The sequence below is a fragment of the Zobellella aerophila genome, assembly GCF_039539325.1.
In the GTDB taxonomy this organism is placed as follows: Bacteria; Pseudomonadota; Gammaproteobacteria; order Enterobacterales; family Aeromonadaceae; genus Oceanimonas; species Oceanimonas aerophila.
Window position 1 is genome coordinate 40989 of record NZ_BAABCX010000004.1, and the last position, 22231, is coordinate 63219.

General features: G+C 61.5%; 19 protein-coding genes. 17 read left to right on the forward strand and 2 right to left on the reverse strand.

Features of this window, described 5'->3' with window-relative positions:
• Position 1: 1 nt before the first annotated feature.
• The 14 genes from murD (at position 2) to msrA (ending at position 15911) form a co-directional block, all read left to right on the forward strand.
• The gene (gene murD / locus ABD806_RS13780) at positions 2 to 1297 is read left to right on the forward strand and encodes a UDP-N-acetylmuramoyl-L-alanine--D-glutamate ligase (protein ID WP_344958984.1); all 1296 of its coding nucleotides are present in this window, start codon (positions 2 to 4) and stop codon (positions 1295 to 1297) included.
• On the forward strand, positions 1294 to 2469 hold the full coding sequence (gene ftsW, locus ABD806_RS13785; protein ID WP_344958986.1) for a cell division protein FtsW: 1176 nt from the start codon (positions 1294 to 1296) through the stop codon (positions 2467 to 2469). Before murD ends, ftsW begins: the two co-directional genes overlap by 4 nt.
• Positions 2466 to 3557, forward strand: coding sequence for an undecaprenyldiphospho-muramoylpentapeptide beta-N-acetylglucosaminyltransferase (gene murG, locus ABD806_RS13790; RefSeq protein ID WP_344958988.1), 1092 nt, complete (start codon positions 2466 to 2468; stop codon positions 3555 to 3557). Before ftsW ends, murG begins: the two co-directional genes overlap by 4 nt.
• Positions 3554 to 5020: a UDP-N-acetylmuramate--L-alanine ligase gene (gene murC / locus ABD806_RS13795; protein ID WP_344958990.1), complete on the forward strand. Its 1467-nt coding sequence runs from the start codon at positions 3554 to 3556 to the stop codon at positions 5018 to 5020. Before murG ends, murC begins: the two co-directional genes overlap by 4 nt.
• Positions 5017 to 5934 carry a D-alanine--D-alanine ligase gene (locus ABD806_RS13800; protein ID WP_344958992.1) on the forward strand — a complete coding sequence of 306 codons (918 nt, stop codon included), beginning with the start codon at positions 5017 to 5019 and terminating at the stop codon, positions 5932 to 5934. The genes murC and ABD806_RS13800 overlap by 4 nt, the downstream gene beginning before the upstream one ends.
• A gap of 1 nt (position 5935) precedes the next feature.
• On the forward strand, positions 5936 to 6709 hold the full coding sequence (locus ABD806_RS13805; protein WP_344958994.1) for a cell division protein FtsQ/DivIB: 774 nt from the start codon (positions 5936 to 5938) through the stop codon (positions 6707 to 6709).
• Positions 6669 to 7925 (forward strand): cell division protein FtsA, encoded by a 1257-nt coding sequence (ftsA, locus tag ABD806_RS13810; RefSeq protein ID WP_344958996.1) that lies wholly within the window; start codon positions 6669 to 6671, stop codon positions 7923 to 7925. The genes ABD806_RS13805 and ftsA overlap by 41 nt, the downstream gene beginning before the upstream one ends.
• A 41-nt stretch (positions 7926 to 7966) precedes the next feature.
• Positions 7967 to 9106, forward strand: coding sequence for a cell division protein FtsZ (gene ftsZ / locus ABD806_RS13815; RefSeq protein ID WP_116475210.1), 1140 nt, complete (start codon positions 7967 to 7969; stop codon positions 9104 to 9106).
• A gap of 104 nt (positions 9107 to 9210) precedes the next feature.
• On the forward strand, positions 9211 to 10134 hold the full coding sequence (gene lpxC / locus ABD806_RS13820; RefSeq protein ID WP_344958998.1) for a UDP-3-O-acyl-N-acetylglucosamine deacetylase: 924 nt from the start codon (positions 9211 to 9213) through the stop codon (positions 10132 to 10134).
• A gap of 71 nt (positions 10135 to 10205) precedes the next feature.
• Positions 10206 to 11060, forward strand: a complete 855-nt coding sequence (locus ABD806_RS13825; RefSeq protein WP_344959000.1) for a M23 family metallopeptidase — start codon at positions 10206 to 10208, stop codon at positions 11058 to 11060.
• A gap of 58 nt (positions 11061 to 11118) precedes the next feature.
• A complete protein-coding gene (secA, locus tag ABD806_RS13830; RefSeq protein ID WP_344959002.1) occupies positions 11119 to 13848 on the forward strand; it encodes a preprotein translocase subunit SecA in 2730 nt (909 codons plus the stop codon).
• A gap of 325 nt (positions 13849 to 14173) precedes the next feature.
• The gene (locus tag ABD806_RS13835; RefSeq protein WP_344959004.1) at positions 14174 to 14893 is read left to right on the forward strand and encodes a 1-acylglycerol-3-phosphate O-acyltransferase; all 720 of its coding nucleotides are present in this window, start codon (positions 14174 to 14176) and stop codon (positions 14891 to 14893) included.
• A gap of 40 nt (positions 14894 to 14933) precedes the next feature.
• The gene (rraB, locus tag ABD806_RS13840) at positions 14934 to 15278 is read left to right on the forward strand and encodes a ribonuclease E inhibitor RraB (RefSeq protein WP_344959006.1); all 345 of its coding nucleotides are present in this window, start codon (positions 14934 to 14936) and stop codon (positions 15276 to 15278) included.
• A 123-nt stretch (positions 15279 to 15401) separates the two neighbouring features.
• Complete coding sequence (gene msrA, locus ABD806_RS13845) at positions 15402 to 15911, forward strand: peptide-methionine (S)-S-oxide reductase MsrA (protein WP_344959008.1); 510 nt, start codon at positions 15402 to 15404, stop codon at positions 15909 to 15911.
• Between the two features lie 125 nt (positions 15912 to 16036).
• Here the strand turns inward: msrA and ABD806_RS13850 are convergent, their stop codons facing one another.
• Positions 16037 to 16960, reverse strand: a complete 924-nt coding sequence (locus tag ABD806_RS13850; RefSeq protein ID WP_344959010.1) for a bifunctional helix-turn-helix transcriptional regulator/GNAT family N-acetyltransferase — start codon at positions 16958 to 16960, stop codon at positions 16037 to 16039.
• A 134-nt stretch (positions 16961 to 17094) separates the two neighbouring features.
• Between ABD806_RS13850 and ABD806_RS13855 the strand changes: the two genes are divergently transcribed.
• Together ABD806_RS13855 and ABD806_RS13860 are read left to right on the forward strand one after the other, a co-directional pair.
• Positions 17095 to 19386, forward strand: a complete 2292-nt coding sequence (locus ABD806_RS13855; protein WP_344959012.1) for a DUF6351 family protein — start codon at positions 17095 to 17097, stop codon at positions 19384 to 19386.
• A gap of 38 nt (positions 19387 to 19424) precedes the next feature.
• Positions 19425 to 19832, forward strand: coding sequence for a hypothetical protein (locus tag ABD806_RS13860; protein WP_344959014.1), 408 nt, complete (start codon positions 19425 to 19427; stop codon positions 19830 to 19832).
• Positions 19833 to 19834: 2 nt separating this feature from the next.
• On the opposite strand, the gene ABD806_RS13865 is transcribed toward ABD806_RS13860, so the two are convergent.
• Positions 19835 to 20647 (reverse strand): helix-turn-helix domain-containing protein, encoded by an 813-nt coding sequence (locus ABD806_RS13865; RefSeq protein WP_344959016.1) that lies wholly within the window; start codon positions 20645 to 20647, stop codon positions 19835 to 19837.
• Positions 20648 to 20832: 185 nt separating this feature from the next.
• On the opposite strand from ABD806_RS13865, the gene ABD806_RS13870 reads away from it, so the two are divergent.
• The gene (locus tag ABD806_RS13870; protein WP_344959018.1) at positions 20833 to 22230 is read left to right on the forward strand and encodes an aspartate ammonia-lyase; all 1398 of its coding nucleotides are present in this window, start codon (positions 20833 to 20835) and stop codon (positions 22228 to 22230) included.
• The last annotated feature ends 1 nt before the right edge of the window (position 22231 follow it).

Genomic DNA, 22231 nt, shown 5'->3' on the forward strand with positions numbered 1-22231 from the left:
TATGCTACCCGAGCGGATCCTGATCATAGGGCTGGGACAAACAGGACTTTCCTGTGTGCGCTATTGCCTGCGCCAGGGGCGGGTGCCCCGGGTAATGGATACCCGTTTGCATCCTCCCGGCGAGGATCAGCTTCCTGCCGACATTGGCCGTCATTTTGGCGGCCTGGATGTCGGGCAACTGCTGGCGGCCGAGCTGATCGTGGTCAGCCCGGGGGTGCCGCTTGCCACCCCCGAATTGCAGCAGGCGCTGGCCGCCGGGGTCGAGATAGTGGGCGACATCGAGCTGTTCGTGCGGGCCTGCCCGGTACCCGTGGTGGCCATTACCGGCTCCAACGGCAAGAGTACCGTCACTACCCTGGTGGGCGAGATGGCCAAGGCCGCGGGTATCCGGGTGGGAGTCGGCGGTAATATCGGCACCCCGGCGCTGGATCTACTGTCCGAGCCGCTGGAACTGGCGGTGCTCGAGCTGTCCAGCTTCCAGCTGGAAACCACCCCCGGGCTGCGGGCGGCGGCGGCGACCGTGCTCAATATCAGCGAGGACCACCTGGATCGTTATGATTCCCTGGCCCATTATCGGGATACCAAGCTGGCCATCTACCGTCATGCCGGGTTGGCACTCTATAACCGGGAAGACAACCAGACCCGGCCCCCGGCGGGTGGCGGCGTCAGCTTCGGCCTGGACGAGCGTGAATATGGCCGGCTCCGGCACCGGGGCCGGTTGTGGCTGAGCCGTTTCGGCAAGCCGGTGCTGCCGGTGGACGAACTCAGGATCGTCGGTAGTCATAACCAGCTCAATGCCCTGGCGGCCCTGGCCCTGGCCGATGAGGCCGGCATCCCCGGGGCCGCCCAGCTAAAGGTGTTGCGTGAGTTCAGTGGGCTGCCCCACCGCTGCCAGTTTGTGGCGGAGAAGAACGGCGTGCGCTGGCTCAACGACTCCAAAGCCACCAATGTGGGCGCGACCCTGGCGGCCATCGCCGGGGTGGCCGAGAGCGTGACCGGCCGGCTCTGGCTGATCGCCGGCGGCCAGGGCAAGGGTCAGGACTTCAGCCCGCTTACGCCGTTGCTGGAAAACAGCATTGCCGGCATGTTGTGCTTCGGCCAGGATCAGGCCAGGCTGCTGGCCCTGGCGAAAAATACCATGGCCGTGGCGAACCTGCCCGAGGCGGTGGCCTGGTGCGCCGCCCATGCCTCGCCCGGTGACTGGGTGCTGTTCGCCCCCGCCTGCGCCAGCCTGGACATGTATGCCAATTATGTGGCCCGGGGCCAGCATTTCATCACGTTGGTGGAGGCCCTATGAAATTAGTCCCCAGCCTGGATTTTGACTGGTTCCTGAAGCCCTCCCAGGGTTTGATCTATGATCGCCAGCTGGTGATCCTGGCGCTTTCGTTGATGGCCATCGGCCTGACCATGGTGGCCTCGGCCTCCATCGCCGAGGGCATCGCCCTGAACGATGACCCCTTCTACTTTGTCAAACGGCACAGCGCCTTCCTGCTGCTGTGCCTGGTGCTGAGCGGACTGGTGCTGCAGGTGCCCATGTCCCGTTGGCAGCAGTTCAGCGGTGCTTTCCTGATTTGCTCGCTGCTGCTGCTGGTACTGGTATTGGTGGTGGGACGCAATGTCAACGGCAGTACCCGCTGGCTGGCCCTGGGGCCTATCAATGTGCAGCCGGCGGAAATCGCCAAGCTGGCGCTGTTCGCCTTCCTCGCCGGTTTCCTGGTACGTCGGCAGGCGGAAGTGCGCGGCCAGTGGAAAGGCTTCCTCAAGCCGCTGGCGGTGATGGCGACCATGTCGGTGCTGCTGCTGATGCAGCCGGACCTGGGCTCGGTGGTGGTGTTGTTTGTGACCACCATCGGCATGCTGTTCCTGGCCGGGGCCCGGCTCAGCCAGTTTATCAGCCTGATCGTGCTGGGCTGCTCGCTGGTGGGCTTCTTGATCGTCAGTTCCCCCTACCGGATGCGCCGGGTGACCTCTTTCCTCAACCCCTGGGAAGATCCTTTCGGCAGCGGTTATCAGCTGACCCAGTCGCTGATGGCCTTTGGCCGGGGGGGCTGGCTGGGCGAAGGCCTGGGCAATTCCATCCAAAAACTGGAATACCTGCCCGAAGCCCATACCGATTTCGTGTTCGCCATCCTGGGTGAGGAGCTGGGCTTTACCGGCGTGCTGCTGGTGCTGCTGTTGCAGGCCTGGCTGGCGTTCAAGGCCCTGCTGATCGGCCAGAAGGTGTTGCTCGGTGGCCGCCAGTACGAAGGCTACCTGGCGATGGGTATCGGTATCTGGTTCAGCTTCCAGACGGTAGTCAACGTGGGCGCGGCTTCCGGCCTGCTGCCCACCAAGGGCCTGACCCTGCCGCTGGTCAGCTACGGCGGTTCCAGCCTGCTGGTGATCGGCGCGGCGGTGGCGATCCTGGTGCGCATCGACCATGAGTGGCGGCGTGACAACATGCAGGCCAGACAGCGGGAGGCGACATGAACGACAGCAAGATCCTGCTGGTGATGGCCGGCGGTACCGGCGGACACGTATTCCCTGGTTTGGCGGTGGCCAACCGGCTCAGGGCCGAGGGCTGGCAGGTGCACTGGCTGGGTACCGCGGATCGGATGGAAGCCCAGCTGGTGCCGAGCCACGGCTATCCCCTGCATACCATCGCCATCGCCGGCATTCGAGGCAATGGCGTCAAGCGGCTATTGACGGCGCCCTTCCAGATCCTGCGAGCGTTGTTGCAGGCCAGGGCGGTGTTGCGGGAAGTCAGGCCCCAGGTGGTACTGGGCATGGGCGGTTTTGCCGCCGGTCCCGGCGGGGTGGCGGCAAAACTGGCCGGCATTCCGCTGATCCTGCATGAGCAGAACGCCGCCGCCGGCTTGACCAACCGGCTGTTGGCCCGGCTGGCCAAGCGGGTGCTGATGGCCTTTCCCGGTGCCTTCGCCGCCAGCGGCAAGACCGCCGTGGTCGGCAACCCGGTGCGTCCGGAGGTGCTGGCCCTGGCCGCCCCGGCCGAACGTATCGGCCTCGAAGCCCAGCCGTTGCGGCTGTTGGTGGTGGGCGGCAGCCTGGGCGCCCGGGTGCTGAACGAGACAGTGCCGGAGGCGGTGGCCCGCGCCGGCAACATAAGGGTGCGTCACCAGACCGGGAAGGGCAATGGCGAGGCGGTACGTGCCGCCTACCAGGCATTGGGGCAGGAGGCCGAGGTCAGCGAGTTTATCGATGACATGGCCGCCGCCTATGGCCAGGCCGATCTGGTGGTATGTCGGGCCGGTGCGCTGACGGTGTCGGAAGTGGCCGCCGCCGGCCTGGGGGCCATCTTCGTGCCCCTGCCTCATGCGGTGGATGACCATCAGACCAAGAATGCCCTTACTCTGGCCGACGCGGGGGCGGCCTGTCTGCTGCCCCAACGCGAGTTGACCGTGGCCGGGCTGGCCGCTCAGCTACAGACCCTGGCCGGGGATCGTGCGCGTCTGCTGGCGATGGCCGAACAGGCCCGAAAACTGGCGATTACCGATGCGGCGGAGCGGGTGGCCGAGTGCCTGCGAGCGCAGCTAAAAATGAATGAGAGAGTGGCATGACCAAGGTTGAACTGACAAAACTGAGAACCATGGTACCCGAGATGAGACGGGTGCGGCGGATCCACTTTATCGGCATCGGTGGTGCCGGCATGGGCGGCATCGCCGAGGTGCTGGCCAACGAAGGCTATGACGTTTCAGGTTCCGATATTGCCCATAATGCGGTCACCGATCGGCTGGCAGCCCTGGGTGCGACCATCTATCTGGGCCATGCCGCCGAGCAGGTCGAGCAGGCTAGCGTGGTGGTGGTGTCCACCGCCATCCATGCCGACAATCCCGAGCTGCTGGCGGCCCGGGAGCTGCGTATCCCCGTGGTGCGCCGGGCCGAAATGCTGGCCGAGCTGATGCGTTTTCGCCACGGGGTGGCGGTGGCCGGCACCCATGGCAAGACTACCACCACCAGCCTGGTGGCCAGCATCTATGGCGAGGCGGGCATGGATCCCACCTTCGTGATCGGCGGTTTGCTCAACAGCGCCGGCTGCAACGCGCGCCTGGGCTCCAGCCGTTACCTGATCGCAGAGGCGGATGAGAGCGATGCCTCCTTCCTGCATCTGCAGCCGATGGTGTCCATCGTCACCAATATCGAAGCGGATCACATGGACACCTATGGTGGCGACTTCAGCAAGCTGGAAGGCACCTTCATGGATTTTCTGCACAACCTGCCGTTTTATGGCCTGGCGGTGCTTTGTGTGGATGATCCCGTGGTGCGTGAGCTGTTGCCCAGGGTCGGCCGTCAGTGCGTTAGCTACGGTTTCGCCGAGGATGCGGACTACCGGGTGGAGGACTTCAGCCAGCAGCACGATCACAGCCGCTTCCGGGTCTGCCGTCCGGACGGCAGCAGCCTGGAGGTGCAGCTCAACCTGCCCGGTCGCCACAATGCCCAGAATGCGGCGGCGGCCATCGCCGTGGCCTGCGAGGACGGGGTGGCCGATGAGGCGATACTGGCGGCCCTGGCCAAGTTCGCCGGGGTCGGACGCCGCTTTCAGCAGTACGGTGAGTTTGAGACGGGCCAGGGCAAGGTCAAGCTGGTGGATGATTACGGCCATCACCCCAGCGAGGTGCGGGCCACCCTGAATGCGGTGCGAGCCGGCTGGCCCGAGCGCCGCTTGGTGACCATCTATCAGCCTCATAGATACACCCGCACCCGGGATCTGTACGAGGACTTCGTCGACGTGCTGTCAAAGACAGATGTACTGATCCTGTTGGAGGTATACAGTGCCGGTGAGACGCCGATCCCCGGCGCCGACAGCCGCGCCTTGTGCCGCACCATCCGCAGCCGTGGCCAGCTTGAACCCATCTATGTGGCGACCCCGGATGAGGTGCCGTCGGTGCTGGCCGAATTGCTGCAGGACGGGGATCTGGTGCTGACCCAGGGGGCCGGCAATGTCGGCGGCCTGGCGCGCAAGCTGGGTGAGCTGCAATTATCCGTGGCGGCCATGAAACAACAACGTGAGGAGCAGGTATGAACCGGTTTGGCAAGGTTGCTGTGTTGTATGGCGGTCGCTCCGCCGAGCGGGAAGTGTCGTTGCGTTCCGGTGCGGCCGTGCTGGCAGGCCTGCAGCGGGCCGGTGTCGATGCCCACGGCGTCGACACCCGGGACTATCCGCTGGCCTGCCTGAAGGAAGAAGGCTTTGAAAGCGCTTTTATCGTGGTTCATGGCCGGGGTGGGGAAGACGGCACCCTGCAGGGGGCGCTGGAGCACCTGGGACTACCCTATACCGGCTCCCGGGTGTTGGGGGCTGCCCTGGCGATGGACAAGATCCGTACCAAGCAGGTCTGGCGGAGCATGGGGCTGCCCACCGCGGAATACCGGGTGGTGCATAAAAATAGTTTCTCCCCGGATGACTCGGCCGCGCTGCTGGCCCAGTTTCAGGGGCCTGTCTTCGTCAAGCCGTCCCATGAGGGTTCCAGCATCGGTATGACCAAGGCCACCGATGCCGATACCCTGACCCGGGCCATTATCGAAGCCTTCAAGTTTGACGATGAGGTACTGCTCGAGAGTTTTATCCAGGGCGACGAATATACCGTCAGTATCCTGGGCGAACAGGCGCTGCCGGCGATCCGTCTGCGCACTCCCCACGATTTTTATGACTATTCCGCCAAATACCAGTCCGGGGACACCGAGTATCTGTGTCCCTGTGGGCTGAGCGAGTCGGAAGAAGCTGAGCTGGGCGCCCTGAGCCTGGATGCCTTCCGGGCGGTAGCGGCTACCGGTTGGGGCCGGGTCGATCTGATGCGCGATGCCGACGGCCAGTGGTGGCTGTTGGAGGTGAATACGGTGCCGGGCATGACCGAAACCAGCCTGGTGCCCAAGGCGGCCAGGGTGGCAGGTTTATCCTTCGACCAGCTGGTGGTCAAGGTATTGGAGATGGCGTACTGATATGGGCGGCACCGTCACCCGGACCCGCCTGGGCTTTATTGCCGGCCTGACCTTGTTTGTGTCGGTGCTGGCTACCCTGGCGTGGGGCCTGTGGCAAATCGGCCTGTGGATCACCTCGGCCAATCAGCTGCCGATGCACAGCCTGATCATCCAGGGTGAGCACAAATACCTGAGCCGCGAGCAGGTGCGGGAGGCGGTGCTGACCCTGCCCCAGGTAGATAACTTCTTTACTCTGGAGGTGGATCAGGTACAGCAGCAGTTGCTGACCCTGCCCTGGGTGTCCCAGGCCTCGGTACGCAAGCAGTGGCCCGACAAGCTGCGGGTCTATATCGTCGAACAGGAGGTGGCGGCCTTCTGGAACGAAGGCGCCATGCTCAACCGCCAGGGGGAGGTATTTGAGGCGGACTATCGCGGCCTGGAGCTTTCCCTGGTGTCCCTGTCCGGGCCCGATGAAGAGTCCGACAAGGTATTGAAGGAATATCATGGCTTGCAGCAGTTGCTGCAACCTTATGGTTACGACATAACCCATGTACACCTAACCCCCAGGCTGTCCTGGGAGTTGGTCCTGTCCAATGGGGTAAGGTTAATCCTGGGACGGGAGCATATCGAAACCCGTCTCCAGCGATTTGTTGATGTCTACCCGGGAATCCTGGATCGTGAGCGGATCGACTATCTCGACCTGCGATACGATACCGGCCTGGCGGTAGGATGGAAGCGGGACGAAGAGACTGACAATGACAAAAAACGCGGAACGCAATCTAATCGTCGGGCTTGATATAGGCACGGCCAAGGTCACGGCCCTGGTGGGCGAAGTCCTGCCGGACGGCGACCTCAATATCATCGGCCTGGGCAGCCATTCTGCCAAGGGCATGGACAAGGGCGGCGTGAACGATCTCGAGTCGGTGGTCAAGTCACTGAAACGGGCGGTGGATGAGGCCGAGATGATGGCCGACTGCCAGATCACCTCTGTCTACCTGGGTCTGTCGGGCAAGCATATAGAGTGCCGCAACGAGAGCGGCATGGTGCCCATTTCCGATGAGGATGTGACCCAGGAGGATGTGGACAATGTGATCCATACCGCCAAGTCGGTACGGCTGTCCGATGAACACCGGGTGTTGCATGTGCTGCCCCAGGAATTCTCCATCGACTTCCAGGAGGGCATTAAAAATCCGATCGGTCTGTCCGGGGTGCGCATGCATGCCAAGGTCCACCTGATCACCTGCCATAACGACATGGCGCGCAACATCGAAAAATGCGTGGAACGCCTGGGCCTGCGGGTCGATCAGCTGATCTTCAGTGCCCTGGCCTCCAGCTATGCGGTGCTGACCGACGACGAAAAGGAGCTGGGCGTCTGCGTCGTGGATATCGGTGGCGGCACCATGGACATGGCGGTGTTTACCGGTGGGGCCCTGCGCCACACCAAGGTGATCCCCTATGCGGGCAGCACGGTGACCAGCGACATCGCTTATGCCTTCGGTACGCCGCCGTTGGACGCCGAGGCGATCAAGGTGCGCCATGGCAGTGCCTTCAGCCGCAAGGTGAGCAAGGAGGACACCATAGAGGTGCCGAGCGTCGGTGGCCGGCCGGCCAGGAGCCTGCAACGGCAGACCCTGGCGGAGGTGATCGAGCCCAGATACAGTGAACTGCTGGGCATGATCAACCAGGAGCTGACCAAGGTTCAGAGCGACCTGAAAAAAATGGGGGTCAAGCATCAGCTGGCCGCCGGCCTGGTACTGACCGGTGGTGCGGCCCAGATCGAAGGCCTGGTGGAGTGCGCCGAGCAGCTGTTCCAGTGCCAGGTGCGTATCGGCCAGCCCTCGGGGGTAAAAGGGTTATCGGATTATGTGGAGACGCCCGTGTATTCGACGGCCGTCGGTTTGCTGCAATACGGCAAAGAGCACCAGTCCATGCCTCAATTGGAATATAACAACAAGACCAGCGTTTCCGGCCTGCTGAAGCGGGTGGGCAACTGGTTGCGTGGCGAATTTTAATCTTGGTAGGAACCGACCAAGAGCAAAGCGGAGAGAGACCTATGTTTGAACTGATGAATGATCACGAGCAGGAAGCCGTCATTAAGGTAGTGGGTGTCGGCGGCGGCGGCGGCAACGCCGTGGAACACATGGTGCGGGAAAACCTCGAAGGGGTAGAGTTCCTGGCCATCAATACCGATGCCCAGGCCCTGCGTAATTCCAGCGCCAACACCACCCTGCAGGTGGGCAGCGCCATTACCAAGGGGCTGGGGGCCGGCGCCAATCCGGAGGTCGGCCGCGATGCGGCGCTGGAAGACAGGGATGCCATCCGCGATCTGCTGGAGGGTGCCGACATGGTGTTTATTGCCGCCGGCATGGGCGGTGGCACCGGCACCGGCGCCGCGCCGGTGGTGGCGGAAGTGGCCAAGGAACTGGGCATACTGACGGTGGCCGTGGTCACCAAGCCGTTCGCCTTCGAGGGCAAGAAACGCCTGAGCTATGCCCAGCAGGGCATCAACGAGCTGGCCAAGCATGTCGACTCGCTGATCACCATCCCCAACGACAAGTTGCTGAAGGTACTGGGTCGGGGCATTTCCCTGCTGGATGCCTTCAAGGCCGCCAACAATGTGTTGTTGGGGGCGGTACAGGGTATCGCCGAGTTGATCACCCGTCCGGGTCTGATCAACGTAGACTTTGCCGACGTGCGTACCGTGATGCGGGAGATGGGTACCGCCATGATGGGTACCGGCAGCGCCACCGGTGAGGACAGGGCCGAAGAAGCCGCCGAAAAAGCCATTTCCAGCCCGCTGCTGGAAGATGTGGATCTGGCCGGGGCCCGCGGCATACTGGTGAACATTACCGCCGGCCTGGATATGACCATCGAAGAATTCGAAACCGTGGGCAATGCGGTCAAGGCCTTCGCGTCCGAAAACGCTACCGTAGTGGTGGGCACGGTACTGGACCCGGAAATCTCCGACGAGTTGCGGGTCACCGTGGTGGCGACCGGTATCGGTGCCGAGCGCAAGCCCGACATTACCCTGGTAAAGTCCAGCCCGGCCCGGGATGACAACGGCATGCGTCGCCTGGAAACCCAGCGGGAAGAGCAGGTTGGCAAGGTGGCTGTGAATTCGGATGCCACCCAGGTTAAGCCGGATCTGGATTATCTGGATATACCGGCCTTCCTGCGCAAGCAGGCCGACTGAGAAGCTGAAAAAGGCGCTCAATTGGCGTAGGTTAAAGGTTGTGCTAACATGTCCGACCATATTATTTGGTACGGACTTAGGCCCTATTGTTGGCGGACAAGCGTATGATTAGACAACGAACCCTGAAGAATACCGTGCAGGCGACCGGAATCGGCCTGCATTCCGGTCACAAGGTGCAAATGACCTTTGTGCCCGCGCCGGCCAACACAGGAATAGTGTTTCGTCGCACCGATCTGGAGCCCCAGGTCGAGATCCGTGCCGATGCGGACCTGGTCAGAGATACCATGCTCTGTACCGCCCTGGTCAATGAGCAGGGCGTCCGGGTATCGACCATCGAGCATTTATCGGCGGCATTGGCCGGTCTGGGCATCGATAACCTCTATATCGAGGTCGATGCCCCCGAAGTACCGGTGATGGACGGCAGCTCCCACCCCTTTATCTACCTGCTGCAGTCCGGCGGCATCCGCGAGCTGAATGCCCTGAAGCAGTTTATCCGCATCAAGCAGCCGGTGCGCGTCGAAGACGGGGACAAGTGGGCCGAGTTCCGGCCCGCCCGTCAGGGCTTCAAGCTGGATCTGACCATCGACTTCAAGCACCCGGTATTTGAAGGTAAGAGCCAGCAGCTGGTACTGGATTTTTCCGGCGCCGCCTTCGTCAAGGAGCTGAGCCGAGCCCGTACCTTCGGTTTTATGCGGGACATCGAATACCTGCATTCCAAGAACCTGGCCCTGGGTGGCAGCCTGGAAAACGCCGTAGTGCTCGATGACTACAAGGTACTGAACGATGATGGCCTGCGGTATCCGAATGAATTCGTCAAACACAAGATGCTGGATGCCATCGGCGATCTCTATATGTGCAACCACAGTATCCTTGGCGAATTCCGAGCCTACAAGACGGGACACGCCCTCAACAACAGCCTGTTGCGGGCCCTGCTTGCCAATCAGGCAGCCTGGGAGCTGGTGACCTTCGGCGAAGCCGGAGCCGAATCACCGATCCGTTACTACGATACGGCACTTAACCTGGCCTAGTTTTAAGTCCAGCAACGCCGGCCTTCTCTCCGCGCCGGCGTTCCTTTTGGTTTTTTTCCAGAATAAAGCCCATGACAGCCAGTGTTCCCCCCCCGGCCCAGGCCATGCCCCTGCGACCCCTCGGCGCCTCCCTTATTACCCTGCTGGTGGCGATACCACTGGCGCTTGCCCTGTATTGCTACAGTCAGTGGCAGGCCGTTCAGGATAACAATGCCCGGCTGGAGCAACAGCTGGAGCAACAGCGGCGCGGCCAGCAGCAACAGCTGTCCCGCATCGGCAGGCGGCTGGGACAACTGCAGGCCGAACTGGGGCAGGTGGCCAGACTGGGCCAGCGCCTGCAGCAGGATTATGCCTTGGATGAAGAGCTGGCAACCGTTAATGTCTTTGACAGCGGCCTGCTACAGCGCTCCTTCAGCGGTTTTGCTGAGCTGAATCTGGCGCTGGAGCTGCTGGCGAGCCAGGCCAGGGAACAGGGCCTGGTATTGTCCACCCTTGAATCTCTGCTGCTGAATCTCCATATAAACGAAATTACCCGGGTGCATGGTCATCCGGTACCCGGTGGCCAGGGCCGGCTGAGTTCCACTTTCGGCAACCGTAGAGATCCCTTTACCGGTCATGGTCGGTGGCACGGCGGGATCGATTTTTCGGGTAAATTGGGCACCCCGATTGCGGCGAGCGGCGCCGGTATCGTCAGCCTGGTGGCGCAACATCCGGCCTATGGTCGCATGATCGAACTGAACCACGGACAAGGCTGGGCCACCCGTTATGCGCATCTGGACAAACAGCTGGTCAGCGTCGGTGACAAGGTAGAAAATGGGCAACTGATCGCCCTGATGGGGCGCACGGGCCGGACGACCGGCGTGCATCTGCATTATGAAGTGTTAAAGGGGAACAAGCGGCTGGATCCGGCGCGCTTCTTACCCTAGTAAATTTTCGACCCCGCCCGCGGCGGGGGGTATTTTCCAACATCCTAATTGGCCAAGCATGATTACCAAATTATTCACCAAGATAATCGGTAGCCGTAATGACAGAACGCTCAAACGGTTGCGCAAAGTAGTAAATGAAATCAATGCCATGGAGCCCAGATTCGAGGCCCTGTCCGATGCCGAGCTGCAGGCCAAGACGGCCGAGTTCCGCAGCCGGCTGGAGCAGGGCGAAACCCTGGAGGCCCTGTTGCCGGAAGCCTTCGCCACCGTGCGCGAGGCCTCCAGGCGGGTGTTCGAGATGCGCCACTTCGACGTGCAGCTGCTCGGCGGCATGGTGTTGCACAACAACCAGATAGCCGAGATGAAAACCGGTGAGGGCAAGACCCTGACCGCGACCCTGCCGGTCTACCTCAATGCCCTGACCGGCCGAGGCGTGCATGTGGTGACGGTGAACGACTACCTGGCCCGCCGCGATGCGGAGACCAACCGGCCGCTGTTCGAGTTTCTCGGCCTGAGCGTGGGTTGCAACCTGCCGGGCATGGGCCCCCAGGAGAAAAAAGCCGCCTATGCCGCCGATATTACCTACGGCACCAACAACGAGTTCGGCTTCGATTATCTGCGCGACAACATGGCCTTCTCGCCGGAGCAGCGGGTCCAGCGCCCGCTCTACTATGCGCTGGTGGATGAAGTCGACTCGGTGTTGATCGACGAAGCCCGTACCCCGCTGATTATCTCGGGGCCGGCGGAAGACAGCTCCGAGCTGTATACCCGTATGAATACCTTGATCCCCAAGCTGGTCAAACAGGACAAGGAAGACTCGGAAGAATACCAGGGGGATGGCCACTACACGGTCGACGAGAAGAACAAACAGGCGCTGCTGACCGAAAACGGCCAGATCTTCGTGGAAGAAGAGCTCAAGCGCATGGGCCTGCTGGCCGAGGAAGACTCGCTGTTTTCCGCCACCAATATCATACTGCTGGCCCACGTCAACGCCGGCCTGCGTGCCCATACCCTGTTCGAGCGCAATGTGGATTACATAGTGCAGGACAACGAGGTGGTGATCGTCGATGAGCATACCGGCCGCACCATGCCGGGCCGTCGCTGGTCCGAAGGCCTGCATCAGGCGATGGAAGCCAAGGAGGGGGTCAAGATCCAGAACGAAAACCAGACCCTGGCTTCGATTACCTTCCAGAACTACTTCCGTCTCTATGACAAGCTGGCCGGCATGACGGGGACCGCCGATACCGAAGCTTTCGAATTCCAGCATATCTATGGCCTCGAAACCGTGGTGGTCCCGACCAACAGGCCAATGATCCGCAAGGACATGGGCGACCTGGTGTATCTTACCGCCGCCGAGAAGTATCAGGCGATAGTGGCCGACATCAAGGACTGCGTCGAGCGTGGTCAACCGGCACTGGTGGGTACCGTCTCCATCGAAAACTCCGAGCTGCTGTCGCGCATCCTCGAGCGGGAAGGCATCAAGCACCGGGTGCTGAATGCCAAATTCCACGCCCAGGAAGCGGAAATTATCGCCCAGGCGGGCCAGGCCGGTACCGTGACCATCGCCACCAATATGGCCGGTCGGGGGACCGATATCGTGCTGGGGGGCAACTGGCTGGCGGAGATCGAGGCGTTGGACAACCCGATCCCCGAACAGATTGCCGCGATCAAGGCCGACTGGCAGCGGCGCCATGAGGCGGTAATCGAAGCCGGCGGCCTGCATATTATCGGTACCGAACGCCATGAATCCCGCCGCATCGACAACCAGCTGCGCGGTCGTGCCGGCCGTCAGGGGGATCCGGGCTCCAGCCGTTTCTACCTGTCGATGGAAGATGCGCTAATGCGGATCTTCGCCTCCGACCGGGTCACCGGCATGATGAAGAAGCTGGGCATGGAAGAAGGCGAGGCCATCGAGCATCCCTGGGTGACCCGCGCTATCGAAAATGCCCAGCGCAAGGTGGAAACCCGTAACTTCGACATCCGTAAAAACCTGCTGGAGTTCGATGATGTGGCCAACGACCAACGCAAGGTGGTCTATGAGCAGCGTAACGAGCTGCTGGATACCGGCGATATCAAGGAAACCATAGAGGTGATCCGGGAGGATGTGTTCAACGGTGTCATCGATGAATATATTCCGCCCCAGTCACTGGAGGAAATGTGGGATGTGCCCGGCCTGGAACAACGGCTCAAGGCCGACTTTGCCCTCGAGCTGCCGGTGGCCGAGTGGCTGTCGGCCGACGAGCGCATGCACGAGGAAAAACTGCGGGAAAAAATTCTCGAGCAAGCGGCCGAGGCCTATCAGCAAAAAGAGGCCGTGGTCGGCGGCGAGGTGCTGCGCCAGTTTGAAACCTCGGTGATGCTGCAGACCCTGGATGGCCTGTGGAAAGAACACCTGGCGGCGATGGATCACCTGCGCCAGGGGATCCATCTGCGTGGCTATGCCCAGAAGAACCCCAAGCAGGAATACAAGCGCGAGTCTTTCGAGCTGTTTACTGGCATGCTGGACAGCCTCAAGCGCGAGGTGGTGAGCATCCTCAGCCGGGTCAAGGTGCAGAGCCAGGAAGAAGTGGAAGCGGCCGAGGCCCAGCGTCGCGAGGCCGCCGAGCGGCTGCCGCAGAGCTACAACCATGCCCAAGCCGACAACCAGCTGGTGAATGAGGCCGCCGTGGCCGTGGCCTCTGCCGGCGGGGATCCCTTCGTGCGTGACGGGCTCAAGGTGGGCCGCAACGATCCCTGTCCCTGCGGCTCCGGCAAGAAATACAAGCAGTGCCACGGCCGGTTAAGCTGATAGTCGACATCACCAGCCCGGTCCACAATGCCTCCGGTTAAGGGGGGCGTTCCTTACTAAGCCGACCATCGGCGTCAAGGCCGGAACATGCTCCTGCAGTTCCGGCATTCCCGCCATCCATGGCGGTCAGATGCGCCGCTGAGCGTCCTGGGAAGGGATCTTGGCGCGTCGGCCTGTGCGGAAGGGCTCCCCTTTTTCTGCTTAACCGAACCGCATTGCGGCCCGAAGTGGTGATGGCGTTTTGCTAATCTGACCACTGGGACTACACTTGTTCACCCAAAACCCCGTCAGTATACTGCCGTCTCCCAAATCCCGAGGATCCTTCATGTTAAAGTTGCTTAGGCTGTTGCTGCTTGGCCTGGCCATGGTCGTGGTATTTGTATTAGGCACCCTGCTTTGTCTGCTGAGGCCCCGTCACCCCAACAACGTTCACCTGCTGGGTCGGCTGTTTCACCTGGCCTGTCCATTGATTGGCCTGAAGGTCCGCATCCGTGTCGCCGAGCAGGCCAAGGGGCTGCATTCGGCTGTGTATATTGCCAACCATCAGAGCAACTGGGACATAGTTAGCCTGCCTGGGGTGGTGATGCCACGTACCGTGGCCATCGGCAAGAACAGCCTGTTCTGGATCCCGCTGTTCGGCCAGCTGTTCTGGCTCAGCGGCAACCTGCTGATCAACCGGGAAAACAAGGCCAAGGCAGCGAGCACCATCGGCAAGGTGGTGGATAAGATCCGCCATCGCAACATGTCCATCTGGATGTTTCCGGAAGGCACCCGCAGCCAGGGCAAGGGCCTGCTGCCCTTTAAAACCGGTGCCTTCCACATCGCCCTGCAGGCCAAGGTGCCGATCGTGCCCATCGCCTGCTCCAGCTATTTCGGCCAGGTTGATCTGAACCGCTGGGACAACGGCGAGCTGATCATCGAGGTGATGCCGCCGATCAGCATAGAGGGCTATAAAAGCACCCAGATCCGCGAGCTGCTGAAGCACAGCCGGCAGCTGATCTCCGAGCGCATAGCGGTGCTGGACACAGAAGCGCGCCGGCCCTAAGCTTGACCATCATTTTCCCGTAGACGGCCCAGGAGCCCTTATGAGCGAGCCCACCGACTGGCAGCAAGAGACCCGTGACATTATCGAATCCCTGCTGGAAGACGGTAGTAACCCGGATGCCCACTACACTGTCGAGCATCATTTTTCCGGCTCCGACTTCAATCGACTGGAAAAGGCGGCGGTGGACTGCTTCAAGGCTGGCTTCGAGGTGACGGACGCGGAGGAACTGACCCTGGAGCGGGGCCAGACCCTGCTCTGCTTCGATGCGGTCGGCAAGGCGCCGCTGACCGAAGAGGCCATCGGCGCACAGATCCAGCAGCTGTTACCGATCGCCGCCAAATACGGCATCGAATACGACGGCTGGGGCACCTACTTCGAGGAATAACGCCATTGGCAACTGACAGGGAACCCTTGTCGGCGGCAAATCATCGGTGAAACGACAGGCGCCTGTTCACGGTCAACTGTATACGCGCTTGACCTTGAACAGCACCAGCTCGGGGAGCTACCGATGACACGCACTCCATACCTTGCCACTTTACTGATCCTGTTGTGTTCCGGGCCAACCCCGGCACAACAGGCCGACTCCGATACCTCGGTGGCCATCTTTGCCGGTGGTTGCTTCTGGTGCATGGAGCCTCCCTTCGACAAGTTGGACGGGGTGCTCTCCACCACCTCCGGTTATACGGGAGGCCACAAGCAGAATCCCAGCTATCGGCAAGTATCCGCCGGTGGGACCGGTCATGCCGAAGCGGTGCGGGTCGTCTATGACCCGGACAAGATCAGCTATCAGGAGTTGCTACGGGTATTCTGGCGCAATATCGACCCGGTAACGGCCAATCGCCAGTTCTGTGACGGCGGCAGTCAATATCGCAGCGCCATCTACTATCAGAACCAGGCACAACGGCGGCTGGCGGAGCAGTCCAGGCAGGCATTGACCGTCTCCGGCCGCCTGCCCGGGCCCATAGTGACCGAAATCGCGGCGGCCTCGACCTTCTATCCCGCCGAAGAGTACCACTAGGATTACTATCAGAAGAACCCGCTGCGTTATAAGCTCTACCGTTACAACTGCGGTCGCGATCAACGGCTGAAGGAGCTGTGGGGCAGCGCGCTGGAATGAGCTGGCCCAGAGCCTGGGACGGGTTATCAATCAGCGGCGCCGGTCAGCTCCAGCGCCAGGGTGATCTCACAGTCATGATGGCCGCTATCGCCTAACCGCGAGCTGGGCTGGAAGCCCAGGCTCCGGTAGAGTGCCAGCGCCTCGCCCAGGCAGGCGGTGGTCTCCAGATAGCAGCGGCGGTAGCCCATGGCCCTGGCCTGGGCCAGGGCATACAGGGCCAGACGCTTGCCCAGCCCCAGTCCGCGGCCGTCGGCTGCCAGATACATCTTCTGCAATTCACAGGTGCCGGGGCTACCGGCCACCGGTCCTATGCCGGTACCGCCCAGCAGCTGCCCATCCGCACCTTTCACCACCCAGTAGCCTTGGCCCTCTTCCCGATAAAAGCCAAACAGATCATCCAATTGCGGATCGGCCACGCTGAAGCCGCGATCGGCGGTCAGTCCATATTCGGCGGAAACCTGGCGGATGATGGCGGCCATGGCGGTGTTATCCGTGGCCTGGAGCCGTGTTATGACCAACTCCTGTTGTTGCCGGCTGCGGGCCAGGGCGCGACCATAGAGGGCAAGCCCCTGGCTGACAATGGCTTGCTCCTGGGGGCTGAGCTGGGCCAGGGCCCGGGCCACGTAGCCATCCATTTCCCGGTGCAGCGTCGCCAGCTTTTGCCGGCCCAGTGAGGTGAGCCGGACCAGCTTGCTGCGGCCATCATCGGGGTTATCCAGGTAATCCACCAGTCCCAGTTCGGCGAGGCGAGTCAGGGGCCGGCTGGCGTTGGACTTGTCCACCCGCAGGCGATCGGCCAGTTGATTGATACTGAGGGGGCTCTCATCCAGCTCGATCAGCAGGTGGGCCTGTACCGGCGATAAATCCAGCCGGCCACAGCGCTGATCCAGCATGCCCAGTTCCCGGACCAGGGTGCGGGCATGGCCGCGCAGGGATCGGATCTGTTCCATGGCTACTCCTTTGTTGCGAAAGACAACTATATCCGAGTGGTTGCTTGTTGCAACTATTTTTCGGCGTTCATCCCAGGGCGGTTCCAGGCCGATTGACTACTATTAACCAAGGTGGACGAAGAAAGGTGGACGCCATGGACAAGGCAAAAAAAACCTCCGGCTGGCTACGACTCTGTGCAACTACAGGGCTGGCCATACCCTTACTGTTGATCCTGTCAGGCTGCAGCGAGATAGAAGCCCGATTAGGCAAAGAATTGAAGCCAACGCCACCGGATGTGGTGGTTGAGAAGCTGCCGCCCGGTTATGATCCGGGCTCCCCCAGGCCCCCCTATCTGGGCCCCCACGCCTCACTGGTTCCCCTGGATCTGTCCGGTTTCGGCTTTCCCGTGCTACCGGGAGAAGTCGGTCCCATCGATGACTCCCTCGGGCCTTTGCAGTATCCCTTTACCTGTAATACCGAAGAGGTCGATCTGGGTCAGCCGCTGGTGGATAACCAGGACGGCATAGGTACCCCCGTCTATGCGGTGGTGAACGGGGCGAAGGATAAAACTCAGCTGCTGGGCCATAGCCGGGATTGTTTGCTCCAGACCCGGGTCGGTTATTACTACAAGGTAGTGGAAAGCGATCATTTCAGGCCCTTGCCCGCCGGAGAGTTGCCGACAGATATCGACTGGCTGGAGCTGAACGGCAAGCGCTTGCCCTTTGTGGTTAGGGTAGAGCAGGGCACTATCAACCGCTTTATCTACGCCATCGCCATGCTGGCCGACCCTGATGATCCGGTTGAATCCACAACCAGTCCCTACTGGAATCGCAAGCTTATCTATCATTTCAAGGGCGGAGTGGGAATTGGCAAGCGTCAGGGCAAGATGAGCCTGGGCCACCTCACCAGCCGGCGGGTGGGTGAGCTGGCCAAGGGCTATGCATTGATCGGCTCCAGCGGCAATGTGACCAGCAACCATTACAACATGTGGCTGGCCGCCAATACCGCGGAAATGGTCAAGGCCCAGTTCGTCGCCCGTTACGGTCGACCCGACTATACGGTGGGCATCGGCGGTTCGGGCGGTGCCGTACAGCAATACCTGATTGCCCAGAACAAGCCGGGCCTGCTCGATGCACTTATTCCCCTCTACAGCTATCCGGACATGATCACCCAGAGCATCTGGGCCCTGGATTGCGAGTTGCTGGAGTATTATTTCGATGTCACCGCCCGGGACAACAAGCGCTGGCAGGTGCAGGAAAACCGCGGCTTGGTGATGGGGGTTGCGGCCAGCAGCGAGGTGGAGCATCAGTTCAAGAAATATTATCGCTGGGCCCGCTATGCGGGGCTGGGCCAGCGCCTGCCGAAACTGGCCCCTGGCGCGACCGAGTGTTCCAAGAGCTGGCGTGGCCTGGCTCCCTTGACCAACAATCCCCACTATTCCCACCGGGCCTTGCATTACGCGCCCAAGGTGGCCAAGGTGGCCCGCTTCAGCCACTGGCATGATGCGGCCCATATCTACGGGGTGGGGGAAGACGGCTTCGCCAATCGCACCCATGATAACGTGGGCGTGCAGTATGGACTGGATGCCCTGAAGAAAGGGAGCATGAGCATTCCCGAGTTCCTGCATCTCAATGCCAACATCGGCAGCTGGAAGCCGCCCGCTGACATGACCCAGGAGCGGCTGTGGGTCTTGACCGGCGACGACAACCTGTCCCGGGTGTCGATCTGGAGCGATCACAATATGCAGAAGACACCGGGCGGGGCCGTGCCGCTGCAGATCTTCGAACGCAATCAGCACAAACTGGTGCGGGTGGCGCCGCGCAGTCAGGGTCATCCCGGAGCCATGGCGGCCGCCTACCATGGCGGCCATGTGTTCCTGGGTAACATCGATATTCCCATCATCGACCTGCGCCACTACCTGGATCCCGAGCTGGACATGCACCATTCCTATGCCACCCTGTCGTCCTGGCTGCGGATCAGGCAGGCCAGGGGCAACACCGACAACATGCTGATCTGGCAGAGTGAGAAGCCCTTTGATCCCAGCGACAAAGCCTTTGCCCTGCTCGACGAATGGCTGACCACGGGACAGCGCCCGGCGGCGGCTCAGGATGCCTGCTGGACCATAGACGGCGAACTGATAGCCGAAGGCCCGGACGTCTGGTCCGGACCCTGGCGGGGCGAGCAGCAGCTCGGCACTTGCCTGAAACGCTTCCCGCCCTATCGTTCGCCCCGCAACGTATCGGGCAGCCCCCTGGGCGGGGATTTGTTCAAGTGTGCGCTGATGCCGGTGGCGCAGGCGCTGAGCCGGGGCACCTATGGCGATATCGATATGTCCCCCTATCAGGCGATGCTTGAGACCATATTTCCGGATGGTGTCTGTGATTATTCTTTGGGGGATACGGCCAGGCCCACGGATAGCGAGCTGGGATTGAGTACCATGCTATAAGTAGCCGGCTATCGAAGCCATAAGGGGGGCATGCCCGGGTGCAAGGCCAGTATGAATGGGAAAGTCTGCTGTGGGACGAATATAAATATCGCCACGATCATATCTGGAAAAAGCTGTTCCAGATCACCATAGGAGTGGTGTTGCTGGGGGCGGTGCCCTACCTCAAGCCCGATATCACCCGGGTATTGCAGGGGTGGATCCTGATCGCCCCCTTGCTGGGTACGGTATTGTCCCTGATCGCCATTTTCCTGATGCATTTCGAGCTGTGCCTGTTCGCCAAGATAGCCCAGGCGCACCGGCACCACCAGGAAGCCCATGGTGCCTTCCAGCATAGCAAGGGCAGCTATTTCCGCTACCTGATCATGGTCTATGTGTGCTTCCTGTTTCTGGTCAGTATCGCCAATGTGGCGGTAGTACGGCTGCTCTGGCTGGGGCTGGTGGCCTAGCCCTAAAAGGAATGCCTGGCCCTGAAATGGTATTCACCCGGCGCCATATCGTTGCCGATGGCGTCGAGTATCGTCCTTGAGATCTGGCCGCTGTCGGCCTCGAAGGTGCTGCACAGGGCCAAGGTACGGCGAATGTCCACCTGCCGGCCCAGGTATTCCAGCACCACCCGGGTGCAGCTGGGAATACGCTCACCGCTGGCGGAGGCGCCCAGGCGCAGGCCGCTGAGCCGGCCCACCCGGCTCTTGAAGGTGGGGATCAAGATGGTCTGGGTGATCTGGTTGCCGGTGAGCGACTCATAGTCGACCAGGAAAATCCGATCCGCCAGCAGGTGGACCATGCCCAGATATTTGCTGTGATAGACCCGTTCTCCCGGACTCTGCTGCAGGCGCTCGGTGCGCTGATAGTAGACGCCGGCTCCCCGGCGTTCCAGGCAGACCAGGTTGCGCAAAATCTTGCCTGGAAAAGCCATGGAATGGTGGTATTCGAAGTAATAGCCCAGGTATTTTTCCAGCCCTTGGGAGCTGGCCTGTAGCAGGCCCAAATGACTCGTCTCCGGATGTGCCTCTTCCGCCACCTGGGGCCTGGGCCTGACCTGGATCAGCAGCTCAAACTGGCTGTGGGGCATCAGTATTTCGTGCTCTTCCACCCCGAAGAAATCGCACAGGCGGCGCAGGCTGTGGGCCGATGGCTTATAGCGGCCGCTCAAATAGCGATTGAACTGGGGCCGGTTGATCTTGAGTCGGCGGCATACCTCGGCCACCGATTTGTAGTAACTGCAGAGCAGGCGCAGGTTTTTGGCGAAATCTTGGTGCATATGGGCTCCCTGGAAGTGCCCCCAGTGTACCTAAAGTCATTTTCCTGCAACAGGGTGCATCTGTCTCTTTATGACGCACCCCGTGCGCCAATCAGCATCATCTTGAGCCAGTGCGTCAAATTCTCAGTCGCCAGCCTCACTGCTGTAATAGAGGCCATAGTCAGCACTGGTGAGAGAACAGATAAATGCAAACACGTATCGAACGGGATTTATTGGGCGAGCAGCAACTGCCGGAGCAGGCCTGGTATGGTATCCAGACCCAGCGGGCCCAGCAGAACTTCACCATTACCGGGGTGCCCATCAGCCACTTCCCCGAGCTGATCCGCGCCCTGGCCATGGTCAAGGCCGCCGCCGCCCAGGCCAACCGCCAGCTGGGCTTGCTGGACGAACACAAGGCCGACGCCATCAATGCCGCCTGCGCCGATATCATGGATGGCGCCCTGCACGATCAGTTTGTGGTGGATCTGATCCAGGGCGGGGCGGGCACCTCCACCAACATGAACGCCAACGAAGTGATCGCCAACCTGGCGCTCAGCAAGCTGGGTCATGCCCGCGGCCAGTATCTGCAGTTGCATCCCAACAACGATGTCAACCGCTCCCAGTCGACCAACGACGCCTACCCTACGGCGGCCCGGCTGGCCATCGTTTTTGCCGCCCAGCCGCTGAAACAAGCCATCGCCGGCCTGCAGCAGAGCTTCGCCGCCAAGGCCGAGGAGTTTGCCCATATCCTCAAGATGGGTCGTACCCAGCTGCAGGATGCGGTGCCCATGACCCTGGGCCAGGAATTCGAGGCTTTCGCCGTCAACCTGGGTGAAGAAGCCGCCCGTATCGACGATGCCTGTCGGCTGTTGTGCGAGGTCAACCTGGGCGGCACCGCCATCGGCACCGGCATCAATGCCCATCCCGGCTATGCGGCGCTGGCCATCGCCCATCTGGCCGAGATCTCCGGCCAGCCGGTGAGCCTGGCCGACAACCTGGTGGAAGCTACCTCAGACATGGGCGCCTTCGTCACTTTCTCCAGCGTACTCAAGCGGCTGGCGGTGAAGCTGTCCAAGATCAGTAACGATCTGCGCCTGCTGTCCAGCGGTCCACGCACCGGCCTGGGTGAAATCCAGCTGCCCGCCATGCAGCCCGGCTCGTCCATCATGCCCGGCAAGGTGAACCCGGTGATCCCGGAGGCGGTGAACCAGACCGCCTTCCAGGTGATCGGCGCCGATCTGGCGGTGACCCTGGCCGCCGAGGCTGGCCAGCTCCAGCTCAATGCCATGGAGCCGCTGATCATCTATAACCTGCTCAATTCCAGCCGCATGCTGGGCGAGGCCATCCGTATGCTGGACAGTCGCTGTGTCCGCGGCATCCAGGCCAACGAGGCCCAGTGTGCCGGACACCTGCATAACAGCATCGGCATCATCACCGCCCTGGTGCCCCATATCGGCTATGACAATGCCAGCCGTATCGCCAGCCAGGCCCTGACCAGCGGCGCTACCGTTGCCGAGCTGGTGCGCCATGAACAACTGCTCAGCGAGGAACACCTGGCTGTTATCCTCAGCCCGGCGGCCATGGTCGCGCCCATGGGGGCCTGAG

Coding starts and splice junctions, on each gene's coding strand:
- ftsZ (WP_116475210.1), top strand. CDS start 7,967: ATGTTTGAACTGATGAATGATCACGAGCAGGAAGCCGTCATTAAGGTA.
- msrA (WP_344959008.1), top strand. CDS start 15,402: ATGACACGCACTCCATACCTTGCCACTTTACTGATCCTGTTGTGTTCC.
- ABD806_RS13850 (WP_344959010.1), bottom strand. CDS start 16,960: ATGGAACAGATCCGATCCCTGCGCGGCCATGCCCGCACCCTGGTCCGG.
- ABD806_RS13835 (WP_344959004.1), top strand. CDS start 14,174: ATGTTAAAGTTGCTTAGGCTGTTGCTGCTTGGCCTGGCCATGGTCGTG.
- ftsA (WP_344958996.1), top strand. CDS start 6,669: ATGACAAAAAACGCGGAACGCAATCTAATCGTCGGGCTTGATATAGGC.
- ABD806_RS13870 (WP_344959018.1), top strand. CDS start 20,833: ATGCAAACACGTATCGAACGGGATTTATTGGGCGAGCAGCAACTGCCG.
- rraB (WP_344959006.1), top strand. CDS start 14,934: ATGAGCGAGCCCACCGACTGGCAGCAAGAGACCCGTGACATTATCGAA.
- ABD806_RS13805 (WP_344958994.1), top strand. CDS start 5,936: ATGGGCGGCACCGTCACCCGGACCCGCCTGGGCTTTATTGCCGGCCTG.
- ABD806_RS13825 (WP_344959000.1), top strand. CDS start 10,206: ATGACAGCCAGTGTTCCCCCCCCGGCCCAGGCCATGCCCCTGCGACCC.
- ABD806_RS13865 (WP_344959016.1), bottom strand. CDS start 20,647: ATGCACCAAGATTTCGCCAAAAACCTGCGCCTGCTCTGCAGTTACTAC.
- ABD806_RS13800 (WP_344958992.1), top strand. CDS start 5,017: ATGAACCGGTTTGGCAAGGTTGCTGTGTTGTATGGCGGTCGCTCCGCC.
- ftsW (WP_344958986.1), top strand. CDS start 1,294: ATGAAATTAGTCCCCAGCCTGGATTTTGACTGGTTCCTGAAGCCCTCC.
- murC (WP_344958990.1), top strand. CDS start 3,554: ATGACCAAGGTTGAACTGACAAAACTGAGAACCATGGTACCCGAGATG.
- murD (WP_344958984.1), top strand. CDS start 2: ATGCTACCCGAGCGGATCCTGATCATAGGGCTGGGACAAACAGGACTT.
- lpxC (WP_344958998.1), top strand. CDS start 9,211: ATGATTAGACAACGAACCCTGAAGAATACCGTGCAGGCGACCGGAATC.
- ABD806_RS13855 (WP_344959012.1), top strand. CDS start 17,095: ATGGACAAGGCAAAAAAAACCTCCGGCTGGCTACGACTCTGTGCAACT.
- murG (WP_344958988.1), top strand. CDS start 2,466: ATGAACGACAGCAAGATCCTGCTGGTGATGGCCGGCGGTACCGGCGGA.
- secA (WP_344959002.1), top strand. CDS start 11,119: ATGATTACCAAATTATTCACCAAGATAATCGGTAGCCGTAATGACAGA.